Genomic DNA, 22,186 nt, shown 5'->3' on the forward strand with positions numbered 1-22,186 from the left:
GTTTACTCCTCTGCCCCGGCAGCTGAATGCGAGCTCATGTCCATCCCTTCCATGTTGTGAGCCACTTCCTTCTCGTTCTTCTCGTGGTGCATCGGCTTGCCCGGATTCATCCCTTCATACTTGTCGATGATGGTCTGGAACAGGTTCGGCGTAACCGACGAGTAGAGTTCGACTGGGTTGTTCTGGCTCGGCTTGGAAAGGGCTTCGTATTCAGCTTTTTCAAGCTGTTTAGGTGCCTTCTTCACATCGTTGACCCAGGCGTCGAAATCTTCCTGGGTCGTGGCGATTGCTTTGAACTTCATGCCGGTGAAACCCGCGCCACTGTAGTTGGCGGAGATACCGTCGAGTTCGGCGTTCTGGTTGGCGATCAGGTGCAGCTTGGTCTGCATGCCCGCCATCGCGTAGATCTGGCCGCCCAGGCCCGGGATGAAGAACGAGTTCATCACGGTGTCGGAGGTGACCTTGAAGTTGATCGGCGTGTGGGCCGGGAACACGATCTTGTTGACGGTGGCGATGCCTTGTTCCGGATAGATGAACAGCCATTTCCAGTCCATCGAAACCACTTCAATGGTGATCGGCTTGACGTCCGAATCCAGTGGACGATACGGGTCCAGGGCGTGGGTCGACTTGTAGGTGATGTAACCCAGGGCAATGATGATCAGCACTGGAATCGTCCACACCGCCACTTCGATCTTGGTCGAATGCGACCATTTCGGCGTGTACGTGGCCTTGGTGTTGGTTGCGCGGTACTTCCAGGCGAACAGGAAGGTCATGACGATGACCGGCACGACGACCAGCAACATCAGCAGTGTGGCGGTGATGATCAGGTTTCGTTCATCCAGGCCGACCTGGCCCTTGGGATCGAGCAAGGTCATGTTGCAGCCTCCCAGCAGCAACGTGCCAAGCAGCGGCAACAAGCCTAGTAATCGGGGGTACCTGTTTTTACTCATCTCACGACCTCTAAAGCAGCTTGCGCAATGCAGTTGGGTTTTGATCGCCAACACTTCACCCTGCCAAGGGTTGGCATTTCTTGGATTGAATAAGGGCTGCCCATCGAACGTCAGCGGCTGTTCGACACATCCCGGGCCAGCAGTGAGTTCTTATTCGTTGGTCAAAAGGCCTAGTTCAAGCCCAATTCCATTTGGTGCGGGTAGTTGGAGGCACCGACACCTGGGGTCGCATGGGGCGCTGGCGCCCTTCGACCACTCTCATGCTCAAGCCTGAGCCGGGTCGGAAAATCGGTGCGGGCGATTGTAGTGAGGTGACGCGCTGTAGACCATGTCTCATCCCGAAATAATTTTTATCCGATCCGGCAACAATCTCTTGCCGATATTGCAACGGGCCAGCATGTTATCGAAATTCATTCTCAACAAGAACCCCAAAAAACATAGGTCTACTACGCCCGATTTAGACAGCTCGAGAGGATCATCACGAGGTTTTTTGCCCGACAAGCGCCCAGTTTTCGGGGCCTTCGGCGTCTGACGCGTCGCTGTTAAAAATGCCTGCTACAAGCGATACGCCGATTGCGAAACCAGACATTTTTTTGTTACAGGAAAGCGTGCTTTATCGCCCTCGCCAAGGCTGAGCACCGCAAGATATGTGACAACGTGTCGCACATTGCCGCAGGTCATTCTTGCCTCGGATCAAGGACGCTCCGTCTTGAGCGTGAAACGTAAAACGCCCCGGCTCTCCTGGAGAGAACCGGGGCGTTTCATCGAGGCGTTTCAGCGAAGCGGTTTGCGGTTACGCGACACCAGCAACGGCACCAGCACCACCGTCAACACGAAGGCCACCAGCGCCCATTGCGCCAGGGACAGGCCCAGGATCGGTGGGTAGGGCGTGGAGCAAAAGCCATCGACCTGGAAACCCAGCGGGAAGATCTTCGCCAGCGGCAGGTCATCGACAATCGGTTGCAATACGTCGATGCCGCAACTGACCGCGGGGAAGAACTGGGTGTACACGTGATGCCCTGCCACACCGGCACCGGCCAGGGCACAGAGCACCACCAGGCCTTCGAAGATCGTCAGGCTGCGGCGGGTGCGCATGGCGGCGCCGATGAAGGCGAAGATCGCGATCAGCAACAGCGCATAGCGTTGCAAGATACACAGCGGGCACGGTGCCTCGCCGAGGGCCACCTGCATGTACAGCGCACCGCCGATCAGCGCCAGGCAGATCAGCCCCAGCAGCACCAGATAGCGCCGCTCACGGCCTAGCCGCATCATTTCCTCACTCATTGCGTTTCCCTTTGTCTGCATGGATCGACGCGCAGCCTCGCGACACCCGGCGCGCGATCGGATGTACCGAAGTCTACACGCTGACCATGACAGTGAACGAGCAGCGAGCGTCGACATTGGAGGGAATAGACCGCAAGAAGGTTAAGCGGGGATTAATTCTGGCGGTTGGACAGGGATGGGGCTGCTGCCGCTATCGCGAGCAAGCTCGCTCCCACAGTTTTTTGCGGTGTCCACAGGCGTCGTGTCCGCCGCTAATCCCTTGTGGGAGCGAGCTTGCTCGCGATAGCGGTGGGTCAGCTTGCATTGCTGTTGAATGTGCCAATGCCATCGCGAGCAAGCTCGCTCCCACAGTTTTTTGCGGTGCTCACAGGCGTCGTGTCCGCCGCTAATCCCTTGTGGGAGCGAGCTTGCTCGCGATAGCGGTGGGTCAGCTTGCATTGCTGTTGAATGTGACAATGCCATCGCGAGCAAGCTCGCTCCCACAGTTTTTTGCGGTGCTCACAGGCGTCGTGTCCGCCGCTAATCCCTTGTGGGAGCGAGCTTGCTCGCGATAGCGGTGGGTCAGCTTGCATTGCTGTTGAATGTGACAATGCCATCGCGAGCAGGCTCGCTCCCACAGTTTTTTGCGGTGTCCACAGGAATTGTGTCCAGCGCTAATCCCTTGTGGGAGCGAGCCTGCTCGCGATGAAGGCAACCCGGTCTCCCGGTTCGCCGCGACCTTACTCCAGCGCCGCCGCCGGACCGAAGAATTCGTAGCGGCTCTGCCGGTCCGGCACGCCCAGGGCCTTGAGGTGGCGTTTGACGGCGCCCATGAAACCCTTCGGCCCAAGGAAATAGGCGTCCAGGTCACGCTGCTCCGGCAGCCATTGCGCCAATTGCTCCTGGCTCAGCAGCCCCACCTTATCCGCCGCTGGGCTCAAGCCATCGTCTTCGTCGTAGCAGTAGAAGCGCTTGAGTTGCGGATGCCGCCTGGCCAAGTCGTCGATCCAGTCGCGAAAGGCATGGGCGCGGCCGTTGCGTGCACAGTGAATGAAATGCACCGGCCGCTCGGTTTGCAGTGCCGCCTGCAACATGGCCAGGGTCGGCGTGATGCCGACGCCGCCGCTGATCAGCACCAGCGGCTTGTCACTGGCGGTCAGGTAGAAATCCCCGGACGGCGGGAACAACTGGATACGGTTGCCGACTTCGAAATGATGATGCAGGTGGTTCGACACCCGCCCGCCCGGCTCGCGCTTGACGCTGATCCGATACCGACCATTGTCCGCCAGGGCCGACAGCGAATAGTTACGGCGCACTTCCTCGCCATCGAGGATGAGCTTCATGCCGATGTACTGGCCCGGCTCGGCCACCAGGATCGGGCCCTTGTCCGCCGGTTCGAAGTAGAACGAGGTGATCTCCGAGCTTTCCTGGACCTTGGCCGCCAGGATGAACTCACGCTCGCCACGCCAGCCGCCCGGCGCCTCGGCCTTCTTGTCGTACATGCCGGCTTCGGCACCGATCAGGATATCGGCCAACTGGTTGTAGGCAACGCCCCACGCCGCGATCACCTCGGGCGTGGCGATCTCTGCGCCCAACACCTCGGCAATGGCTCGCAGCAGGCACGCACCGACAATCGGGTAATGTTCCGGCAGGATCTGCAAGGCAACGTGCTTGTTGACGATTTTCGCCACCAGGTCGCCCAGCTGGTCGAGCTGGTCAATGTGCCGCGCATACATCAACACGCCGTTGGCCAGCGCACGGGGTTGATCGCCACTGGCTTGGTGAGCCTGGTTGAACAGGGGGCGCACTTGCGGGTATTCGGACAGCATCATGCGATAGAAGTGAGTAATGAGCGCTTCACCACCGCTTTCCAACAAGGGAACAGTGGAACGAATGATGGCGCGTTCTTCTTGGCTGAGCATAAGGTGACTCCATGCAAGGACTTGAATAACAACTACGGCTCTACTATCAGTTTCCGTGCCATAATTTATTTATTTATTTTTCAATCAGTTAAATAAAAAGTAGTCATAAAGACACGGAACGATTTAGAGTCTTTTGGACTACATGGAGTCCTTATGACTGCAACCTCTCTACTCACAGCCTTACTGCCCCTGGTAGCAGACCTGTCCCGCGAACTGCCTGAAGGCGAGCGCTATCGCCGCTTGCTGGGCGCCCTGCGCGCGCTGCTGCCCTGTGACGCAGCCGCGCTGCTACGCCTGGACGGGGACTGCCTCGTGCCCCTGGCGGTGGACGGTTTGAGCACCGATACACTGGGCCGGCGATTCCGGGTCAGCGAACACCCACGCTTCGAAGCGCTGCTGGCGAACCCGCAGCCCACCCGCTTCGCCGCCGACAGCGGCCTGCCCGATCCGTACGACGGGTTGGTCGACGGGCTGGCCGAGCACTTGGAAGTCCATGACTGCATGGGGTGTCCGCTGTTTGTCGACGAGCGGCCCTGGGGCCTGCTAACCCTGGATTCCCTGGACCCGGAACGCTTCGAACCCATCGACCTGAGCGCTTTGCAAGCCTTCGCCAGCCTCGCCGCCGCCACGGTCAGCGCCGCCGAACGCATCGAGCGCCTGGCCTTGAAGGCCGAGGATGAGCACCGTCGCGCCGAGGTCTATCGCCAGGCCAGCGGCCAGCAACATCGCGACATGGTCGGCCAGAGCAAGGCCCACAAGCGCCTGGTGGAAGAGATCACGCTGGTGGGCGGCAGCGACCTGACCGTATTGATCACGGGCGAAACCGGTGTGGGCAAGGAGCTGGTCGCCCAGGCCATCCATGCCGCGTCGAAACGCGCCGGGCAGCCGCTCATCAGCCTCAACTGCGCCGCCCTGCCGGATACGCTGGTGGAAAGTGAACTCTTCGGCCACGTACAGGGCGCCTTCACCGGGGCGACGAACGACCGGCGCGGCAAATTCGAACTGGCCGACGGCGGCACCCTGTTCCTCGATGAGGTGGGTGAGTTGTCCCTGACTGTCCAGGCCAAGTTGCTGCGGGTGTTGCAAAGCGGCCAACTGCAGCGCCTGGGTTCGGACAAGGAGCACCGGGTCGATGTGCGCCTGATCGCGGCCACCAATCGCGACCTCGCCGAAGAAGTGCGCAACGGCCGTTATCGGGCCGATTTCTACCATCGCTTGAGCGTGTATCCATTGCAGGTACCGGCGCTGCGTGAGCGCGGACGGGACGTATTGCTGCTCAGCGGCTTCTTCCTGGAACAGAATCGTTCACGCATGGGCCTGGGCAGCCTGCGCCTGACCAACGACGCCCAGGCCGCACTGGTGGCCTACGACTGGCCGGGCAACGTACGCGAACTGGAACACCTGATTGGCCGCAGTGCCCTGAAGGCCTTGGGCCGCTGCCCGACACGCCCGAAGATCCTCAGCCTCAGCGCCCAGGACCTGGGTTTGCCCCAAGCCCCTGTGGATAACCCTGCCCCATCGTCCACCGGCCCGGCACCGACCCTGTTGGGCGTGACGGGAGACATGCGCGAAGCGGTGGACGAATTCCAACGCAATCTGATCGCCGCCAGCCTGGAGCGGCACCAGCACAACTGGGCCAGCGCCGCCCGGGAGCTGGGGCTGGATCGGGCGAACCTGGGGCGGATGGCCCGGCGGTTGGGGCTGAAGTGATCGACCGTGCGCTTCCCGTGGCGAGGGAGCTTGCTCCCGCTGGAGTGCGACGCACTCCCTATCGGCTGCGGCGCGATGTTGATCGGGCGACCGCTGCGCGCTCGAGCGGGAGCAAGCTCCCTCGCCACAAAAACGCCCCACCACAGGGATCTTGTTACAACGATCCCTGTTGTCGACCGCTTTCGTCCTAAAGCCTGCCCCCGACAAGTCGATAACCCAATATCAAAAGCTGTTTTGGCGACCTTCAGGCTCGCCCCACCTTTTTCCACAGAAGGTTTTTATGTCTTCCAACAAAGCCCGCGCAGATTCACTTTCGCTTCTGCTGTTTACCTTGCGCAGCGGCAAGCTGATGGCGATCAACCTGCTCAAGGTCAGTGAAATCATTCCCTGCCCACCGTTGACCAAACTGCCGGAGTCCCATCCGCACGTCAAAGGCATCGCCACCCTGCGCGGGACGTCGTTGTCGGTGATCGACCTGAGCCGCGCCATTGGCGAGCGGCCGCTGGAAGATCCGGACGGCGGCTGCCTGATCGTCACCGACGTGAGCCGCTCCAAACAGGGCCTGCATGTGCAGGCGGTGAGCAAGATCGTGCATTGCCTGACCACCGACATCAAACCGCCGCCCTACGGCTCCGGCGGCGTACGTGCGTTCATCACCGGCGTGACCTCGGTGGACGGCACGCTGGTGCAAGTGCTGGACATCGAAAAGGTGATCCACGGCATCGCACCCGCGCAGATCGAAACCGCGCCGACCGAACTGAGCATGGAAGACGCCGAGGTCCTGGGCAACGCCCGGATCCTGGTGGTCGATGACAGCCAGGTGGCGTTGCAGCAATCGGTGCATACCCTGCGCAACCTGGGCCTGCAATGCCACACCGCCCGCAGCGCCAAGGAGGCCATCGACTGCCTGCTGGAACTGCAGGGCACTGCGCAGGAGATCAACCTGATCGTTTCCGATATCGAAATGTCGGAAATGGACGGCTACGCCCTCACCCGGACCCTGCGCGAAACGCCGGACTTCGCGCACCTCTACGTGTTGCTGCACACGTCGCTCGACAGCGCCATGAACAGTGAGAAGGCGCGACTGGCCGGCGCAAACGGGGTGCTCACCAAGTTCTCGTCGCCGGAATTGACCAAGTGCCTGATCACCGCGGCCAAGGCCGTCACCGAACAAGGGCGCTGACACTCACCCGCGGCAAGGCAGGCCGAATGCCAGGAGGCTGCGATCCTCGCGGCCTCTGAACACTGCTCCAACTTCAGACAGCTCCGACCTCAGGCATACTCCTGTCCTGGTTCCCTGAACAAGGACATTGTTGATGAAAACCCCTGCGCTGATGCTCCTCGGCCTCACTGCCGCCATGGCCTTTCAGGCTCAGGCTTCCAGCCCCGACGCCTGGGCCGCCTACGACAAAAAAGTGCTCGCCAGTTGCCTGAAGGCCAGCGGCCTTAAAGACCCCGAACCCGTCGGCACCGCCGCGCAATTCGACGATCGGGTGGGCTACACCGCTGTGTTGCTGCAAGGCCAATACCCACAGAAACACATGAAAGGCACAACCGGCACCGAGTTGTGCCTCTACCGCAAGAAAACCAGGACCGCCTTCGTCACCGAATGGGACTCGATCCGCTCGACCGGTGCCCCTCGATGAATGGCGCATAACTTGCTTCGCAGGGCTTATCGCGGCGTTTTTCCGGCGCTGCTTTCAGCCTATTGCCTTCGGTCGATCAATGAACACCACGTTTTCCTGTGTAGGGTGCGGTAAATGCTGTACCGGCCATCACGTTCCCCTGACCCTCGACGAAGCCAGGATGTGGGCCAATGACGGCGGCCAGGTGATTGTCCTGGTCGAGGCCTTCCTGCCCAATGGCCTCGGCCTTCCGGTGGCGCAACGTGAACATGCCGAACGACGCTCGGCAGTGGTCCGTAGCGGCACGAGCGACGCGCTGGTGGCGATCACGTTCGCCGCTTATAACGTGGGTCGTTGCCATAATCTGGACGACGAAAACCTGTGCCGCATCTATGAGCGCAGACCCTTGGTGTGCCGCATTTATCCCATGGAAATCAATCCACACATCCCGCTCAATCCCGCCGCCAAGGATTGCCCACCGGAGTCGTGGGAAACGGGGCCGCAGTTGATACTGGGCGGTGAATTGGTGGACCAGGAACTGGCCCGCTTGATCGAGCGTTCACGCCAGGCCGATCGTGAGGAAATCGCGCTCAAGGAACGCATCTGCATGTCGCTGGGCATCCACACGACGGCGTTGAAGGGCGACGGATTCACGGCCTACCTGCCGAACATGGCTGCGTTTGCCGCCGCTATCGATCAAGCCCGCTCGCAGCCGTTGGACCAGGCGGCTGGCGAATGGCAGTTCCACCTGTCCGGCGAGGACGTGGCCAACCAGGTCTCGGCCAGCGGCGCGCGGGTGGTCACTGAAACACCGGTCACCTACGCCTTCATTTCCCTGCGAGCCGCCTGAGTTTGTAAAGATCCCCTGTGGGAGCGAGCTTGCTCGCGATGGCGCCAGCCCAGGCCCTCGCAATGGACTGACAGACCGCTATCGCGAGCAAGCTCGCTCCCACAGAGGACTGGCGGCGCTGCGATTACACCCTCCCCTCTCGCCTAACCCGCGCCAGGAATGTTAGCGTGCTTGGTATTCCCTGCAGATGAGCCTTGCACGATGAAAAAAACCGTACTTGCCTTCAGCCGTATCACGCCCCCGATGATCGAACGCCTGCGCCAGGACTTCGAAGTGATCGTCCCCAACCCGTCGAACGGCGACATCAACGCGCAGTTCAACGAAGCCTTGCCTCACGTCCACGGGCTGATCGGTGTCGGTCGCAAGCTCGGCCGCGAGCAACTGCAGAGCGCCACGAACCTGCAAGTGGTCTCCAGCGTGTCGGTGGGCTACGACAACTATGACCTGGCCTACTTCAATGAACGTGGGATCATGCTCACCAACACCCCCGACGTGCTCACCGAAAGCACCGCCGACCTGGCCTTCGCCCTGCTGATGAGCAGCGCCCGGCGCGTGGCCGAACTGGACGCCTGGACCAAGGCCGGGCAATGGCAAGCGACGGTCGGCCCGCAGTTGTTCGGCAGCGACGTACATGGCAAGACCCTGGGCATCGTCGGCATGGGCAACATCGGCGCAGCCATTGCCCGGCGTGGCCGACTGGGGTTCAACATGCCGATTATCTACAGCGGCAACAGTCGCAAGACCGAGCTGGAAAACCAGTTGGGCGCACAATTTCGCGAACTGGACCAATTGCTGGCCGAAGCCGATTTCGTTTGCCTCGTGGTGCCGTTGAGCGAGAAAACCCGCCATCTGATCGGCCAGCGTGAACTGGGCCTGATGAAGCCGAGTGCCATCCTGGTCAACATTTCCCGCGGCCCTGTGGTAGACGAACCCGCGCTGATCGAAGCGTTGCAGAACAACCGCATCCGCGGTGCCGGGCTGGATGTCTACGAGAAAGAGCCATTGGCCGAATCGCCGCTGTTCCAGCTGAAAAACGCCGTGACCCTGCCCCACATTGGCTCGGCGACTCACGAAACCCGTGAGGCCATGGCCAATCTGGCTGTGGATAACTTGCGCAGTGCCTTGTTGGGTGAGCGACCGCAGAACCTGGTCAACCCGCAAGTCTGGAAATAAATCCTCCGCAAAAGCCCCCGGGGGAACACACCGTGGCGAGGGAGCTTGCTCCCGCTGGGCTGCGCAGCAGCCCCCTACGGTTTATCTGACACATTGCGGTGGCAGATAGACCTTGGGGTTGCTTCGCAACCCAGCGGGAGCAAGCTCCCTCGCCACAGGTTTATCTCTGGACGTTATATGTCAGCGTGCGCCCAAGGCGACATTCGTCGCCACCGGCCGTGGCTTGCGGAACACCAGCACGTTCCCCAGCATCACCAGCACCAACCCCACCAATGCCGGCACTGTCCACTGGTAGCCCTCGACAAACGCCGAGACATTCAACGCCACCACCGGGAACAGCACGGTGCAATACGCCGCCCGTTCCGGCCCCATGCGCCCGACCAGTGTCAGGTAGGCGGTAAAGCCGATCACCGACCCCGGGATGACCAGGTACAACAACGAGCCGATGTAGCGCGTGTTCCATTCCATATCGAACGGAATGCCTTTGAACCCACACCACACCGCCAGCATCGCTGCGCCATAGGCCATGCCCCAGGCATTGGTGGTCAATGGCTTGAGGCCAGCCTTCTGTTGCAGGCTCGACAACATGTTGCCCGCCGAGAAACACAACGTCCCCAGCAGCGCCAGTGCCAATCCGAGCAACGTTTGCGGGCTTGCGCTGTGGCCGGCCAGTTCCGGCCAGAACAACAAGGCCAGCCCCGAAAGCCCCAGGGCGCCCCCCAACAGCACGTTACGGGCAATCCGCTGACCGAAGAAAACCCGGGCATTGAGGGCGTTCCAGAGGGTGGCCGTGGAAAACACCACGGCGACCAAGCCACTGGGGATCCACTGGCTGGCAGTCAGGAAGCACATGAAGTTGATGCAGAACAGGCACAGGCCCTGGGCAACGCAAATCAAATGGCCGCGCCGGTTCATCACCTGCAAGCGGCGGCTGAGCAGGAGCATGGCAAACAGGATCAGCGCCGCGAGACCGAAGCGATAGACAATCGACACCGGGATGGCGACCACGCCCAACTGCAGTTTCAGGGCGATCCAGGTCGTGCCCCAGATGAGCACGGTAAGCAGGTACAACGAGAGGTTCATGGTGACGACTCCTGACAATGACCTTCAGTGTCACGCCGCCGCAGCTGCGGCACTTGCATAAACTTGCGGTTTTGTCGGCTGGCGGGCTGGCAGGAACGGGGCGAGGGAGTAGGATGCAAGGCGTTGGAGAGAACCGATCATGCCCACATTGCAAAGCCTGCAAGTCTTCCAAGCCCTCAACAGCTCGCCCAATGCTCGCCTGGAGCACAGCGCCGAGCTCGGAGACGGCATGGCGGCCGCTTTGTGGAGCAACCATCACGATGCCCAGGACTACGAGGCGCCGACCCACCATACGTTGTCCTGCTACATCGCCGGTGGCACCGGTACGTTTCGCCGCGAACGACCCGATACCACAGGGGCGCCGGGCAAACTCTGCGTACTGCCCGCCGGCCATGAATCGGCCTGGGTCATCAACGGCGACATTCGCCTCGCCCATCTGTATTTCAGCGCTGAACAATTCGCCCTTGGGTGCATCACGCTACTGGACCGCGAACCGCGGCAGGTGCAGTTGCACGAGGAGACATTCCTCGACGACCCGCAGCAGGCGCGTCGCTTCCGCCAGTTGATCGCGCTGAACTGGGACGAACCCGGGGAACGCCTGTTGACCACCAGCCTGGCCCATGACCTGCTCAACCACCTGCTGCTCAGCCAGGTCGGCCAGCGCCAGGGGCTTCGCCTCAAGGGCGGCCTGGCGGCTCACCAGCGGCGGTTGCTGGTGGATTACGTCGACAGCCACCTGGCCGACCCCATCAGCCTCGGGCAATTGGCGACGTTGTGCGCGTTATCCGAATACCACTTCGCGCGGATGTTCCGCGAAAGCTTCGGACTGCCGCCCCATCAGTATGTACTGGCCCGGCGCCTGGCTTGCGCGCAACACTTGCTGCGCACCACCTCACAACCGTTGGGCGAGGTGGCACTGGCCTGCGGATTCGCCAGCGCCAGCCACTTCACCAACCGTTTTCGCCAGACCTTGGGGGCGAGCCCCGGGGAATATCGACAGGCATTCTTGCGCTAGGCGCCACCGCGCTCCGGCCAAATGAAACAACCCGGCACTGATCCCGATTGCCGTAGCCACTGCCGCGCCCCTACAATGCGAACAATTCTTGTTCTCTAGCACAGCTCAGCGCTGTCGGGATGTTCCTCGTTGCCGCCTGCACACACCGTCGAAGTGCTCTACAACGCCCATCACAGTTGGCTCAACAGCTGGTTGCGAAGAAAACTCGGGTGCCCCGACAGCGCCGCCGACCTGGCGCAGGACACCTTCATGCGCGTACTGACGACGCGCAATCCGCAGCCTGTCCTGGAACCCCGCGCGTTCCTTACGACCATTGCCAAGCGCGTACTGTTCAACCATTACCGCCGCCAGGACCTCGAGCGCGCCTACCTCGACACCCTCGCCCAACTGCCGGAGCAGGTGGCGCCGTCGGAGGAAGAACGGGCAATCATCCTGCAAACCCTGACGGAACTGGACCAACTGCTCGATGGGTTGCCGCGAGCGGTCAAGCAGGCGTTTCTGCTGGCCCAGGTCGATGGCCTGACCTACAACGAAATCGCCCGTGAACTGGGGATTTCCCTGGCAACGGTCAAGCGCCATCTGAACAAGGCAGCGATGCGCTGCTACTTCGCCTTATGACCCCGTCGATCAACGGCGCACCTGACGTCAGCGCCCAAGTCGCCGAGCAGGCCGTGCACTGGCTCCTGGAAATGCAGCAAGGCCCACTCGACACCCGCCAACAGCAAGCCTGGGAGCAATGGCTCGATGCTCATAGCGAGCATCGCCGTGCCTGGGAACATATCCAACGGGTCAATCAACGGCTGCGCAGCGTATCCCCTGCGTTAGCCCATGCGACCCTCAATGCACCGAAGTCCGCCATGCGGCGGCGGGCGCTCAAAACGTTACTGGTACTGGGGGCCGGCTCAACGTTGACCTGGGGCCTGCGTGAACGCCAGTGGCTGCCACCCTTGATGGCCGATTTCCGCAGCCCGGTGGGCGAACGGCGTCGCCTGATGCTGGATGACGGCAGCCAGTTGCAACTCAACAGCGGCAGCGCGGTCGACGTTCGCTTCGACGCTCAACGCCGCTTGATCCGCCTGCTGGAGGGTGAACTGTTGTTGACGGCGGCCCGGGACCCCAGGCCCCTGCACGTACTGACCGCCCATGGCCGGCTGGAAAGCCGCAACGCCCGGTTCAACGTACGCGAATATCCGGAACACACCCAGGTGGCGGTGTTTGAAGGCGAGGTGGACATTCACAGCCGACACGGCCCGTCTTCGTTGCTGGGTGCATCACGGCAACTGAGCCTTGGCATCAACGGCGCCGGGCCCGCCACGGCGCTGGATGCCAACAGCGGCGCCTGGACGGAAGGCATGCTGATAGCCGCGCACATGCGCCTGGCGGACTTTCTCGACGAGCTCGGCCGGTACCGCCGCGGCCAATTGCACTGCGACGAGGCGGTCGCCAACCTTCTGATCTCCGGAACTTATCCACTGGACAACAGCGAACGAATCCTCGATCTGCTGGAGGTCAGCCTGCCGGTCAAAGTACGCCGCTTTACCCGCTATTGGGTCTCGGTCGAGGCTCGTGCTTGAACCATGACCGTCCTGCTGGAAAAAAAACACGCAACCGTGAGCCGTTTTCCCCGCCTCGGGTGACAGAGAAGGAAAGCCACTTCGATACAACCTTCTCGGGATCCTCATCCATGCCGCAGCAACCTACCCGTCTCACCCCACTGGCCCGTACCATGCGTCAATGGCTCCTGGGGGCCAGCTTGAGTTTCGTCGCACTGCCTTGCGTACAGGCTGCCGATGCCAAGGCCTATCACATCGCGCCGTCGTCACTGGAAAATGCCCTCAATCAGTTCGGACGCGAGGCCGGGGTGTTGATTTCCTTCGGCTCGCAGACAACCGCTGGCCTGCAGAGTCGCGGCCTGGAAGGCAGCTACAGCCCGGAGCAAGGGCTGAGCGCGCTGCTCGAAGGCACAGGCCTGCAAGCCCGGCCCGAGGGAGATAACGCCTTCAGCCTGCAACCGGCCACCACCACCGCGCTGGACATCGGCACCACCACCGTGGTCGGCGACTGGCTCGGCGACGCCGCGCAAGCCAATGTCTTCGAACACCCCGGCGCCCGTGACGTCATCCGCCGTGAAGCGTTCGAACGCCAAGGTGCGACGCAGGCGCGGGATGTGCTCAATCGCATTCCCGGCGTCAATGCACCGGAAAACAACGGCACCGGTAGCCATGACATGGCGCTGAACTTTGGTATTCGCGGGCTCAACCCACGCCTGGCCTCACGCTCCACGGTGCTGATGGACGGCATCCCGGTGCCTTTCGCACCTTACGGCCAACCGCAGCTATCGTTCGCGCCGGTCAGCATGGGCAACATGGACGCGGTGGATGTCGTGCGCGGCGGCGGCGCAGTGCGCTACGGCCCGCAAAACGTCGGCGGCGTGGTCAACTTCGTGACGCGGGCGATTCCCGATGCTCCCACGGTAAAGGGGGGCTTCCAGACCGAGACGAGCCCATCCTCCAGCCATGACGGTTTCAAAACGTCCTCCAATCTGCTGGCGGGCGGCACCGCCGACAACGGCTTGGGCGGTGCCCTGCTGTATTCCGGCACCCGCGGCGGCGACTGGCGCGAACACAGCGACACACAAATCGATGACCTGATCCTCAAGGGTAACTACCAGTTGGACGAGGCCAACAGTTTCAATGCCATGGCCCAATATTACGAAGGCGAGGCCGATATGCCCGGCGGCCTGAATGTGGCCGACTACGATGCCAACCCGTATCAATCCACACGCCCGAACGACCGTTTCTGGGGCCGTCGCACCCTGGTCAATTTCGGCTACCGCTACCAACAGGACCGCCGGGAATTCACCGCCAGCACGTTCTTCACCAAGACTTTGCGCAGCGGCTACCTGGACCAGGGCACCTTCCTGTCCCTGTCGCCTCGCGAATATTGGGTCCGCGGCCTGGAAACCCGTTTCGCCCAAGGCTTCGACCTCGGCCCCACCAGCCATGAGGTCGGCGTCGGCTATCGCTACATCAACGAGGCGGGCCATGAGCTGCGTTATCGCACGCCCATCGCCAGCAACGAATTGCCGACCACCTCCAGTCGCAACGACCGTGATACGCGTGGGGGCACCGAGGCCAATGCGTTTTTCATCGATGACCGGATCGACATCGGGAAATGGACCATCACGCCGGGTGTTCGCTACGAAATGATCGAATCCCAGCAGACCAACAACCTGACGAATGTGAAGTACAAGGGCGACTACAACACGGCCTTGCCGGCATTGAACGTGCTGTATCACCTGACCGATGAGTGGAATCTGTATGCCAATACCGAAGGCTCGTTCGGCAGTGTGCAGTACAGCCAGATGCCCAACCGTGTCAGCAGCGGTGAAGTGAAACCGGAAAAGGCCCGCACCTGGGAGCTTGGTACCCGCTATGACGATGGCAACCTGCGGGCGGAGATCGGCGCATTCCTGATCAACTTCGACAACCAGTATGAAAGCAACCAGACCAACGATTCAGTGATTGCCCGCGGCGAGACTCGCCACCAAGGCATCGAAACCAGCATCAATTACGCCCTTGATGGCCTGAGCCCCGCGCTGACCGGTTTCGACGTGTACGCCACGTATGCCTTCGTCGATGCCACCATTCGTGAAGACGGGCCGAACAAAGGCAACCGCGTGCCATTCTCTTCGAAGCACAAAGGCACCCTGGGCGTGGGTTATACGGACGGGCCGTGGAAGCTGAACCTGGACAGCACCTATCAGAGCGCGCAGTTTGCCGACAACGCCAACACCCGGGCTGAAAGCGCCGACGGCAGTACCGGCAATATCCCCGGCTACATGCTGTTCAGCAGCCGCGCTGCCTATGATTTCGGCCCGCAACTGTCGGACCTGAACGTGGCGGTGGGTGTGAAGAACATCTTCAATACCCAATACTTCACCCGCTCGTTCGACGACAACAACCGAGGCAAGTATGTGGGGGAGCCGCGCACGCTGTATGTTCAAACCTCCGTGGCGTTTTGATTCGGGGCTACGGTGAACCGCTGAAACAAGACGGGCCTGCGATTGCAGGCCCGTTCGGTGAGTGACTTTAAGCGATCGGGCTCAGCCGTTGAGTGCGGCCCGTTCGTTCTCCAGGAATTCTTCTTCCAATAGCGCATCGGCCAAGGCAACGGATTCGGTCGGCGTCGCAATGGTTGCGCGCTTGCCGCGCAGTTTGCCGAACAAGTGCTCCAAGGCGTTTTCAAGCTTGGTGGCCGCCCCCTCGATCGCCAGTTCCAGCGTATCGGCCTTGTGCGTCACGGAAATCGGCTGGTGGCCTTTAGGCCGCGCTTCAAGCTGGCAACGCAGGTCATGGGGACCGGGCTTGTCGCCGTTCTCGTCCCGCAAATGAACCTCGACCCGTGTCAGGTCTTCTTCATAACGTTCGAGCGTGCTTTCGATGGTAGTACGTACCCACTCCTCCAGTCGGATGCTGCTTTGAATATGGTTATCGCTGTTGACTTGGATTTGCATAGTTCATCCCTTATTTCAGCTAGCTCGCCGGGGGCCATCGACGTGAATGCAACGGCCCCTTGAATACAGAGTCGGGCTGGCGGAAGAACAATTCAACCCCTGGGAAAATATAAATATCCATTTGCAAATAAAGCCGGACAACGGGCAAAGGCACTGTTAAGGTCGGGAGTTGCCCCGCCCTGCCCACCCGCCGCAAATCGCCTCCCCTGCTGCACCGTCAACGAACATCCGCACGTTATTGCCCCGAAACGGGCAGCCCCATTCCAGACCGTTCGGCGCTTGGGCGCCGGGATCATTGTCCGACGGTTTTTCCGGCATGCCACTTGCTAACTCCCTGTAGGCGCTGCCGCAGACTGCGACTTTCGGTTTGAAGCCTGCCCAGCCCTGGAAAATTCGAGATGAACACGATCATGGAATGGCCGATGGTCCAGTGTTGCGAACTAATCCCGATCACGGCCGGTCAACAACTGCACGTTCAATCAGGCGGTGACGCATCATGGACAACCCTTTTCAGATCATTACCGACGCTTTTGCGCCGCACTATCAAATCAACCTGAGTATCCAGGGCCTGGATGGCAGCATCATGCTGACCCTGTCCAAGAGCGGGCGCATCGTCGCCAAACGCATGATCAGCGCCCAGCAACGCAACGACCCGGAGCGGCTCAAGCGCCTGGTGCAAAGCATTCAGTTCGGCATTGCCATCGAGCAGGGCCACAGCGCCGTGGCCATCCTCGAAGCCATGACCGGCGGCGACAACATCAAGCTGCCACCACCGCATGCACAGGGTCCGGCACCTTCTGCCGCCGGCCTTTAAATCTCACCCTTCTCCACTTCGGCATGTTCGCTGGAACCCGCGCCGACCTTGCGGTGCGGGTGCTCGATCTTCACCGAAGGGAACTGCGACGACGCGTAGCGCACCACCAGGATCGAAAACGCCAGCAGCAGGATGCCACCGCACAGGTAGATGATCCCCAGGTCGGGCGGGCTGTGGTGGGAAACGTTGGAAATCAGCAACCGCGTCAGCGCGGTGATCGCCACGTAGATCAGAAACCGTACCGGCATATGGTTGGTCTTGAAGTAGATCCCGACCATCGCCCCCAATTCCAGGTAGATGAACAGCAGCAGGATGTCGTCGATCTTGATGTGCCCCGCCTCGAGCATCTGCAAGAACTCCATCACCGCCGCCCACGCGGTGACCGCACCGATGGCGAACAGCGCCAGGTAGTGGAAGGTCTCGACGAACAGGTTTCCCAGGGACTCGGCCAGTTGATGGACGTTCTGGCGCAGGTTCTCGGCCCAGTTTATTTTCACGATGTAGTTTCCTTAGGTCGGTTCGACCGGATGATGCGGATTGGACGTGACGGTTGTTCTGCATGCAGAAAAAAGGCCAGCGACTGAGGGTGAGATGGCGATAGGCTGGTATCCGGCACTTTTGGGCGCTTCATTCGGCCTTGTCGCGAGCAAGCTTTGCTCCCACACAAGCTTTGCTCACATACGCTTCGCTCTCACATGCCGAAATCGGTCTACATTAAAAAGCCACTATCCAAAGCAACAGGATTCGCTTATTCTTTTGCCTGTATATAAATACAGTAGTCGCAAAGACAAACCAATGTGAAGGCATGTGAGGTGGTGAATGGCCGTCGAAGTGGTATACCGCAGCAGCCGAGATCTGGAGCGCTTGTTCATGGATAAAGCCGAAGCTGACCGTCATGACAAAATGCTGGAGCTCGCCGAATTGCTGGCCGAAGTGTTGCAGAAAGCCGTTCCATCACTGAGCGAGCAACAGGTCGAAGAAGCCGGGATCTACATGGCGAAGAATCGGGATGTGTTCGCCAAGGCTTTCAAGAGCCAGCCGGACGCCTTGTCCGAACTGCTCAACCCGTCGGACGAGTAACCCAAAAAGATCGCAGCCTTCGGCAGCTCCCACATGGAACAACCGTGTAGGAGCTGCCGAAGGCTGCGATCTTTTTAGTAATAACGACGCGGATCCGAATCGATCAGGCTCGCCAGCTTCGTCAAGGCGAAGCGCAGTTCGTCCTGACTGGTGGGCGACATCAACACCAACCGCACGCACCGGGTGGTACCTGAACGCTCAGCCTGGAACTGGGTGCCGCTGAGCACCAATACACCGTTGGCCCGGGCAAGCATGGTGAACTCGTCGCTGGTCCATGGCTCGGGCAGTGTCAACCAGACGTGATAGGAGTACGGCTGGGTCTTGAGCTCGAAATTGGCAAAGATTTCCCGGGCGATCGCTTGCCGCCCCGCCGCCTCGTTGCGTTGGATGCGGATCAGTTTCTTGTCCAGGCCTTCGGTAATCACATTGCTGGCCAACTGCGCCGTCAACGGCGACGGCATCCAGACACTGCTGCGGACCATCGAAGTCAGGCGCGACAGCAATTTCGGCGGGCTGTAGATGTAACCGATGCGAAGCGCCGGCATGACCGATTTCGACAGGCTGGTCAGGTACACCGAACGATCCGGCGCAAAGGCCGACAACGGCTTGATCGACGGATCGGTAGCCAGGAAGCCATAGATGTCATCGTCCAGGATGATGAAATCGAATTCCTCGGCCAGCGCGGCAATCTGGGCCCGACGTTTCTGCGACATGATCGCCGCCGTCGGGTTCTGGCAGGTCGCCACGCACACCAGCATCGCCGGCTTCTCTCGCAGGCACAGTTCGCGCAAGGCTTCGGGGATGATGCCTTCGTCATCCATCGGCACGCCACGCAGGCGACGCTCGAGGCCGTGGGCCAGGGAAATGATGCCGGGATAGCACAGCGCCTCGCAGAGCACCAGGTCACCGGCGTTGGTCAGGGCGCTCATCGCAACCATCAAGCCATGCTGGGCCCCGGCGGTAATCACCACTTGTTGCCATTGCGCGTCGGGCAATGAATGACGCAACCATTGAGCCCCCGCCTCACGATGCGCCGGGTGACCGCCGTCCGGCGCGTAATCCAGCGCGCGCGCGAAATCGGTACTTTTGGCCATGCCCACCAGCGCGCCGCGCAACCAGTACTCCAGGGTCTCGCTGTAGGGCTTGATGATCGAAAGATCAAGCAGTTCGGATTGCCCCAGGTTCAACGGCGCGGCAGCGCTGTTGCTGGCCGGCAGTTCCAGCTGCTTCTGGTTGAGCACATAAGTGCCACGCCCCACTTCCCCCTGCACCAGCCGACGCCGATGGGCTTCGCTATAGGCCCGGCTGATGGTGCCCGGCGTGACATTCAAGGTAGTCGCCAGCTCCCGCAAGGTCGGCAAGCGATCACCCTCGTTCAGCACGCCGTTGTTGATATCGCGCGCCAACGCATCGGCAATCGACAAATACATCGGCTGGCTGAACTCGCTTAGCTGGGGAACCCACATGAATGATCACTGCCCATCGTAGAAATGATGAATATCCGAGCATATCACATGGAGGTTAGGCAACTAATAATTCGACACATCCGGCGAATTGAGTCGATTGATACGATTATTGAATCGTTAATCAATGGAATACTAATAAATTTTTAAAGAGAATAATATTCATACAAATCAAATAATTAACCACAAAAACCACTAAAAAAACCCCGTCATGACAGAAAAATATCTCGTAACAATCCCGCCACCTATTGAATCAACTCAATTCATTCAAATACACTGATCTCGAATCGAAGCAATCGACTCAATCATCCACTGCGGGCTCCTGCCGCGCCAAGTCGAGACATCATGGACACATTCAGAAAGGATCTATCCCTGTCAGCGATCATCGCGGGTTTCATCGCCGTGATCATTTCCTACGCCGGCCCGCTCATCATCGTGTTCCAGGCAGCCAAGGAAGCCCACCTGCCCGATGACGTGGTGTCTTCCTGGATCTGGGCCATTTCCATCGGCAGCGGAATTACCGGCCTGCTCCTGAGCTGGCGCCTGCGTGTCCCCGTCATCACCGCGTGGTCGACACCGGGGGCGGCATTGCTGGTATCGATGCTGCCCACCGTGACCCTGCCCCAGGCCATCGGTGCCTATGTGGTGGCGTCGGTGATCATTGCCGTGGTCGGTTTGTCCGGGGCATTCGACAAACTGATGAGCCGCCTGCCCAAGGCCATTGCCGCCGCCATGCTCGCCGGCATCCTGTTCCGCTTCGGTGCCGAGCTGTTCACGTCGATCAAGCTGCAACCGGCGATGGTGCTGGCGATGATCGCGGCCTACCTGGTCTTCAAGCGTTTTTCACCACGCTACGCCATTCTGTCGGTGCTGATCATCGGCTGCGCGGTGGCTGCCTCGTTCGGTGAACTCAACAGCAACTCGATCACCATCGCCGTGGCCCATCCGGTCTTCATCGCACCGCAATGGAACTGGCACGCGATCATCAACATCGGCCTGCCACTGGCGCTGGTGACCTTGACCGGCCAGTACGTGCCCGGCATGGCTGTATTGCGCACCTCGGGCTACAACACGCCAGCTCGCTCGATCATTTCGGTCACCGCGATCGGCTCTGCCCTGATGGCCCCGTTCGGGTCCCACGGCCTTAACCTGGCGGCCATTACCGCAGCGATCTGCACCGGTCGAGAAGCCCACGAGGACCGCGACAAACGCTACATCGCCGGGATTGCCTGCGGAGTGTTCTACATCCTGATGGGCACCTTCGGCGCGACCCTGGCCTCGGTGTTTTCCGCACTGCCAAAGGAATTGATCGCCTCCCTCGCCGGCCTCGCCTTGTTTGGCGCGATCAGTGCCGGGCTGACCGGGGCCATGGCCGATGAGAAGCAGCGGGAAGCTGCGCTGATCACCTTCCTGGTGACGGCCTCGGGCATGAGCTTCCTCGGCCTGGCCGCCGCGTTCTGGGGGCTGATCTTTGGTCTCGTGGCGCACTTCGTGCTGACCTACACCCGGGAAAGCAAAGCCGCCGCTATCGCCGAGGGCAGCCGACCATGATCGCTCGTTACGACTTCATCGTGGTCGGTGGCGGCATCGCCGGCGTCTCAGCCGCTTATGAACTGGCGGGCCATGGCAGCGTCTGCCTGCTCGAACAGGAACAGCAACTGGCTTATCACACCACGGGGCGGTCGGCCGCGATCTCGATGGAAAGCTACGGCAACCAGCAGATCCGTTCGCTGACCTGTGCGTCCCGACGCTTTTTCGAGAACCCGCCCGAGGGTTTGGCCGAGCATCCGCTATGGGCGCCGCGGGGCGCACTGATCGTGGCCCAGGCGGCACGGGTGGACAAACTCAAAGCGCGTTTCAACGCCGTGCTGGAGCAAGTGCCCACGGCCGAGCTGCTCGACAACAAGCACGTGCAAGAGCTGGTCCCCTACCTCGCCGAAGGTGCCTGGAGCGCAGGGATCTACGAGCCCAGCGCCTTCGACCTGGATGTGCATGGCATTCATGGGGCTTACCTGAGTGGCCTGCGTGCCCGTGGTGGCGTGGTCAAGCGCGAGACCGAAGTGCTGCGTGGCGAATATCGTGACGGGCACTGGCGCTTGCACACCCGGGACGGCCAGTCCCTGCAAGCCGCCATCGTGGTCAACGCCGCGGGGGCCTGGGCCGATGAAATCGCTGAGCGCTGCGGCGTGCCCAAGGTCGGTGTCCGGCCGTTGCGGCGCACCGTGCTGGCGGTCGACCCGCAGTGCGACGTGCACCACACGCCCTACCTGGGCACGGTGGACGAGGACATTTTCATCAAGCCTGAAGCCGGGCGCCTGATCGTCTCCCCCTGCGATGAAAGCCCGTCGTTGCCCTGCGATGCATTGCCGGAAGAGCTTGACCTTGCCATCACCATGGATCGCCTGCAGAACACCACGCGCCTGCGCCCCCGCTCGATCATCAATAAATGGGCGGGCCTGCGCACCTTCGTCGCCGACCGCTCGCCGGTGCTTGGCCAGGACCCGCAGCAAGAGCGCTTTATCTGGCTCGCCGCCCTTGGTGGCTACGGCATCCAGGCCGCGCCCGCCATTGCACGCCTGTGCAGTCATGCGGCGCTGGGCATCGCCATGCCGGCCGACCTGGCGGCACTGCAACTCAACTACCAGCACTTTTCCCCGGCCCGCTGCCGCGACGAGGAATTTTCCAGCCTGGCCGTCAAGCAGGTTGCCGATTTGCACTAACC

The 22,186-nt window shown here is 61.0% G+C and carries 20 protein-coding genes; 13 read left to right on the forward strand and 7 right to left on the reverse strand.

Annotation, left to right across the window (positions count from 1 at the left end):
* Nucleotides 1-2 precede the first annotated feature (2 nt).
* The 3 genes from cyoA to hmpA all read right to left on the reverse strand — a co-directional run bounded on the left by cyoA (nt 3) and on the right by hmpA (nt 4,135).
* Complete coding sequence (gene cyoA, locus ACZ5M5_RS25200) at nt 3-950, reverse strand: ubiquinol oxidase subunit II (protein ID WP_060740731.1); 948 nt, start codon at nt 948-950, stop codon at nt 3-5.
* 774 nt (nt 951-1,724) lie between these two features.
* The gene (locus tag ACZ5M5_RS25205; protein ID WP_060740730.1) at nt 1,725-2,234 is read right to left on the reverse strand and encodes a disulfide bond formation protein B; all 510 of its coding nucleotides are present in this window, start codon (nt 2,232-2,234) and stop codon (nt 1,725-1,727) included.
* Between the two features lie 719 nt (nt 2,235-2,953).
* Nucleotides 2,954-4,135: an NO-inducible flavohemoprotein gene (hmpA, locus tag ACZ5M5_RS25210; protein ID WP_464738128.1), complete on the reverse strand. Its 1,182-nt coding sequence runs from the start codon at nt 4,133-4,135 to the stop codon at nt 2,954-2,956.
* A 153-nt stretch (nt 4,136-4,288) separates the two neighbouring features.
* Between hmpA and norR the strand changes: the two genes are divergently transcribed.
* From norR to ACZ5M5_RS25235, 5 genes are all read left to right on the forward strand, one after another.
* On the forward strand, nt 4,289-5,845 hold the full coding sequence (norR, locus tag ACZ5M5_RS25215; RefSeq protein ID WP_464738129.1) for a nitric oxide reductase transcriptional regulator NorR: 1,557 nt from the start codon (nt 4,289-4,291) through the stop codon (nt 5,843-5,845).
* A 280-nt stretch (nt 5,846-6,125) separates the two neighbouring features.
* Entirely contained in the window at nt 6,126-7,028 is a 903-nt protein-coding gene (locus tag ACZ5M5_RS25220; protein WP_103308311.1) for a chemotaxis protein CheV, read from the forward strand.
* A 133-nt stretch (nt 7,029-7,161) separates the two neighbouring features.
* Complete coding sequence (locus tag ACZ5M5_RS25225) at nt 7,162-7,491, forward strand: hypothetical protein (RefSeq protein WP_464738130.1); 330 nt, start codon at nt 7,162-7,164, stop codon at nt 7,489-7,491.
* Between the two features lie 79 nt (nt 7,492-7,570).
* Nucleotides 7,571-8,320 (forward strand): YkgJ family cysteine cluster protein, encoded by a 750-nt coding sequence (locus ACZ5M5_RS25230; RefSeq protein WP_464738131.1) that lies wholly within the window; start codon nt 7,571-7,573, stop codon nt 8,318-8,320.
* Nucleotides 8,321-8,521: 201 nt separating this feature from the next.
* Entirely contained in the window at nt 8,522-9,493 is a 972-nt protein-coding gene (locus ACZ5M5_RS25235; protein WP_103308312.1) for a 2-hydroxyacid dehydrogenase, read from the forward strand.
* A 180-nt stretch (nt 9,494-9,673) separates the two neighbouring features.
* Here ACZ5M5_RS25235 and ACZ5M5_RS25240 read toward each other — a convergent pair whose 3' ends face one another.
* Nucleotides 9,674-10,576, reverse strand: coding sequence for a DMT family transporter (locus ACZ5M5_RS25240; RefSeq protein ID WP_464738132.1), 903 nt, complete (start codon nt 10,574-10,576; stop codon nt 9,674-9,676).
* A gap of 139 nt (nt 10,577-10,715) precedes the next feature.
* Between ACZ5M5_RS25240 and ACZ5M5_RS25245 the strand changes: the two genes are divergently transcribed.
* From ACZ5M5_RS25245 to fecA, 4 genes are all read left to right on the forward strand, one after another.
* Complete coding sequence (locus ACZ5M5_RS25245; protein WP_464738133.1) at nt 10,716-11,591, forward strand: helix-turn-helix domain-containing protein; 876 nt, start codon at nt 10,716-10,718, stop codon at nt 11,589-11,591.
* 129 nt (nt 11,592-11,720) lie between these two features.
* Entirely contained in the window at nt 11,721-12,209 is a 489-nt protein-coding gene (locus tag ACZ5M5_RS25250) for a sigma-70 family RNA polymerase sigma factor (protein ID WP_103308313.1), read from the forward strand.
* Nucleotides 12,206-13,165, forward strand: a complete 960-nt coding sequence (locus tag ACZ5M5_RS25255; RefSeq protein ID WP_464738134.1) for a FecR domain-containing protein — start codon at nt 12,206-12,208, stop codon at nt 13,163-13,165. The genes ACZ5M5_RS25250 and ACZ5M5_RS25255 overlap by 4 nt, the downstream gene beginning before the upstream one ends.
* Before the next feature lie 110 nt (nt 13,166-13,275).
* Nucleotides 13,276-15,615: a TonB-dependent Fe(3+) dicitrate receptor FecA gene (gene fecA / locus ACZ5M5_RS25260; protein ID WP_464738135.1), complete on the forward strand. Its 2,340-nt coding sequence runs from the start codon at nt 13,276-13,278 to the stop codon at nt 15,613-15,615.
* Between the two features lie 81 nt (nt 15,616-15,696).
* On the opposite strand, the gene ACZ5M5_RS25265 is transcribed toward fecA, so the two are convergent.
* Entirely contained in the window at nt 15,697-16,107 is a 411-nt protein-coding gene (locus tag ACZ5M5_RS25265) for an HPF/RaiA family ribosome-associated protein (RefSeq protein ID WP_103308316.1), read from the reverse strand.
* Between the two features lie 496 nt (nt 16,108-16,603).
* Here ACZ5M5_RS25265 and ACZ5M5_RS25270 point away from each other — a divergent pair, with 496 nt between their 5' ends.
* Entirely contained in the window at nt 16,604-16,921 is a 318-nt protein-coding gene (locus tag ACZ5M5_RS25270) for a DUF3509 domain-containing protein (protein ID WP_103309553.1), read from the forward strand.
* On the opposite strand, the gene ACZ5M5_RS25275 is transcribed toward ACZ5M5_RS25270, so the two are convergent.
* Nucleotides 16,918-17,418 carry a phosphate-starvation-inducible protein PsiE gene (locus ACZ5M5_RS25275; protein ID WP_053125067.1) on the reverse strand — a complete coding sequence of 167 codons (501 nt, stop codon included), beginning with the start codon at nt 17,416-17,418 and terminating at the stop codon, nt 16,918-16,920. The two genes, ACZ5M5_RS25270 and ACZ5M5_RS25275, sit on opposite strands and share 4 nt — an antisense overlap.
* A gap of 322 nt (nt 17,419-17,740) precedes the next feature.
* Between ACZ5M5_RS25275 and ACZ5M5_RS25280 the strand changes: the two genes are divergently transcribed.
* Nucleotides 17,741-18,001, forward strand: coding sequence for a YebG family protein (locus ACZ5M5_RS25280; protein WP_003205410.1), 261 nt, complete (start codon nt 17,741-17,743; stop codon nt 17,999-18,001).
* A 74-nt stretch (nt 18,002-18,075) separates the two neighbouring features.
* Here ACZ5M5_RS25280 and ACZ5M5_RS25285 read toward each other — a convergent pair whose 3' ends face one another.
* Nucleotides 18,076-19,467, reverse strand: a complete 1,392-nt coding sequence (locus ACZ5M5_RS25285; protein ID WP_060740717.1) for an aminotransferase-like domain-containing protein — start codon at nt 19,465-19,467, stop codon at nt 18,076-18,078.
* Between the two features lie 342 nt (nt 19,468-19,809).
* Here ACZ5M5_RS25285 and ACZ5M5_RS25290 point away from each other — a divergent pair, with 342 nt between their 5' ends.
* Together ACZ5M5_RS25290 and ACZ5M5_RS25295 are read left to right on the forward strand one after the other, a co-directional pair.
* A complete protein-coding gene (locus ACZ5M5_RS25290) occupies nt 19,810-21,015 on the forward strand; it encodes a benzoate/H(+) symporter BenE family transporter (protein ID WP_060740716.1) in 1,206 nt (401 codons plus the stop codon).
* Nucleotides 21,012-22,184, forward strand: a complete 1,173-nt coding sequence (locus ACZ5M5_RS25295) for an NAD(P)/FAD-dependent oxidoreductase (protein WP_464738136.1) — start codon at nt 21,012-21,014, stop codon at nt 22,182-22,184. The genes ACZ5M5_RS25290 and ACZ5M5_RS25295 overlap by 4 nt, the downstream gene beginning before the upstream one ends.
* The last annotated feature ends 2 nt before the right edge of the window (nt 22,185-22,186 follow it).

This window comes from Pseudomonas sp. Van50 (assembly GCF_055390755.1).

Excerpts from the sequence above, each read along its gene's own strand:
- cyoA (WP_060740731.1), bottom strand. The coding sequence starts at position 950 with ATGAGTAAAAACAGGTACCCCCGATTACTAGGCTTGTTGCCGCTGCTT.
- ACZ5M5_RS25205 (WP_060740730.1), bottom strand. The coding sequence starts at position 2,234 with ATGAGTGAGGAAATGATGCGGCTAGGCCGTGAGCGGCGCTATCTGGTG.
- hmpA (WP_464738128.1), bottom strand. The coding sequence starts at position 4,135 with ATGCTCAGCCAAGAAGAACGCGCCATCATTCGTTCCACTGTTCCCTTG.
- norR (WP_464738129.1), top strand. The coding sequence starts at position 4,289 with ATGACTGCAACCTCTCTACTCACAGCCTTACTGCCCCTGGTAGCAGAC.
- ACZ5M5_RS25220 (WP_103308311.1), top strand. The coding sequence starts at position 6,126 with ATGTCTTCCAACAAAGCCCGCGCAGATTCACTTTCGCTTCTGCTGTTT.
- ACZ5M5_RS25225 (WP_464738130.1), top strand. The coding sequence starts at position 7,162 with ATGAAAACCCCTGCGCTGATGCTCCTCGGCCTCACTGCCGCCATGGCC.
- ACZ5M5_RS25230 (WP_464738131.1), top strand. The coding sequence starts at position 7,571 with ATGAACACCACGTTTTCCTGTGTAGGGTGCGGTAAATGCTGTACCGGC.
- ACZ5M5_RS25235 (WP_103308312.1), top strand. The coding sequence starts at position 8,522 with ATGAAAAAAACCGTACTTGCCTTCAGCCGTATCACGCCCCCGATGATC.
- ACZ5M5_RS25240 (WP_464738132.1), bottom strand. The coding sequence starts at position 10,576 with ATGAACCTCTCGTTGTACCTGCTTACCGTGCTCATCTGGGGCACGACC.
- ACZ5M5_RS25245 (WP_464738133.1), top strand. The coding sequence starts at position 10,716 with ATGCCCACATTGCAAAGCCTGCAAGTCTTCCAAGCCCTCAACAGCTCG.
- ACZ5M5_RS25255 (WP_464738134.1), top strand. The coding sequence starts at position 12,206 with ATGACCCCGTCGATCAACGGCGCACCTGACGTCAGCGCCCAAGTCGCC.
- fecA (WP_464738135.1), top strand. The coding sequence starts at position 13,276 with ATGCCGCAGCAACCTACCCGTCTCACCCCACTGGCCCGTACCATGCGT.
- ACZ5M5_RS25265 (WP_103308316.1), bottom strand. The coding sequence starts at position 16,107 with ATGCAAATCCAAGTCAACAGCGATAACCATATTCAAAGCAGCATCCGA.
- ACZ5M5_RS25270 (WP_103309553.1), top strand. The coding sequence starts at position 16,604 with ATGGACAACCCTTTTCAGATCATTACCGACGCTTTTGCGCCGCACTAT.
- ACZ5M5_RS25280 (WP_003205410.1), top strand. The coding sequence starts at position 17,741 with ATGGCCGTCGAAGTGGTATACCGCAGCAGCCGAGATCTGGAGCGCTTG.
- ACZ5M5_RS25285 (WP_060740717.1), bottom strand. The coding sequence starts at position 19,467 with ATGTGGGTTCCCCAGCTAAGCGAGTTCAGCCAGCCGATGTATTTGTCG.
- ACZ5M5_RS25290 (WP_060740716.1), top strand. The coding sequence starts at position 19,810 with ATGGACACATTCAGAAAGGATCTATCCCTGTCAGCGATCATCGCGGGT.
- ACZ5M5_RS25295 (WP_464738136.1), top strand. The coding sequence starts at position 21,012 with ATGATCGCTCGTTACGACTTCATCGTGGTCGGTGGCGGCATCGCCGGC.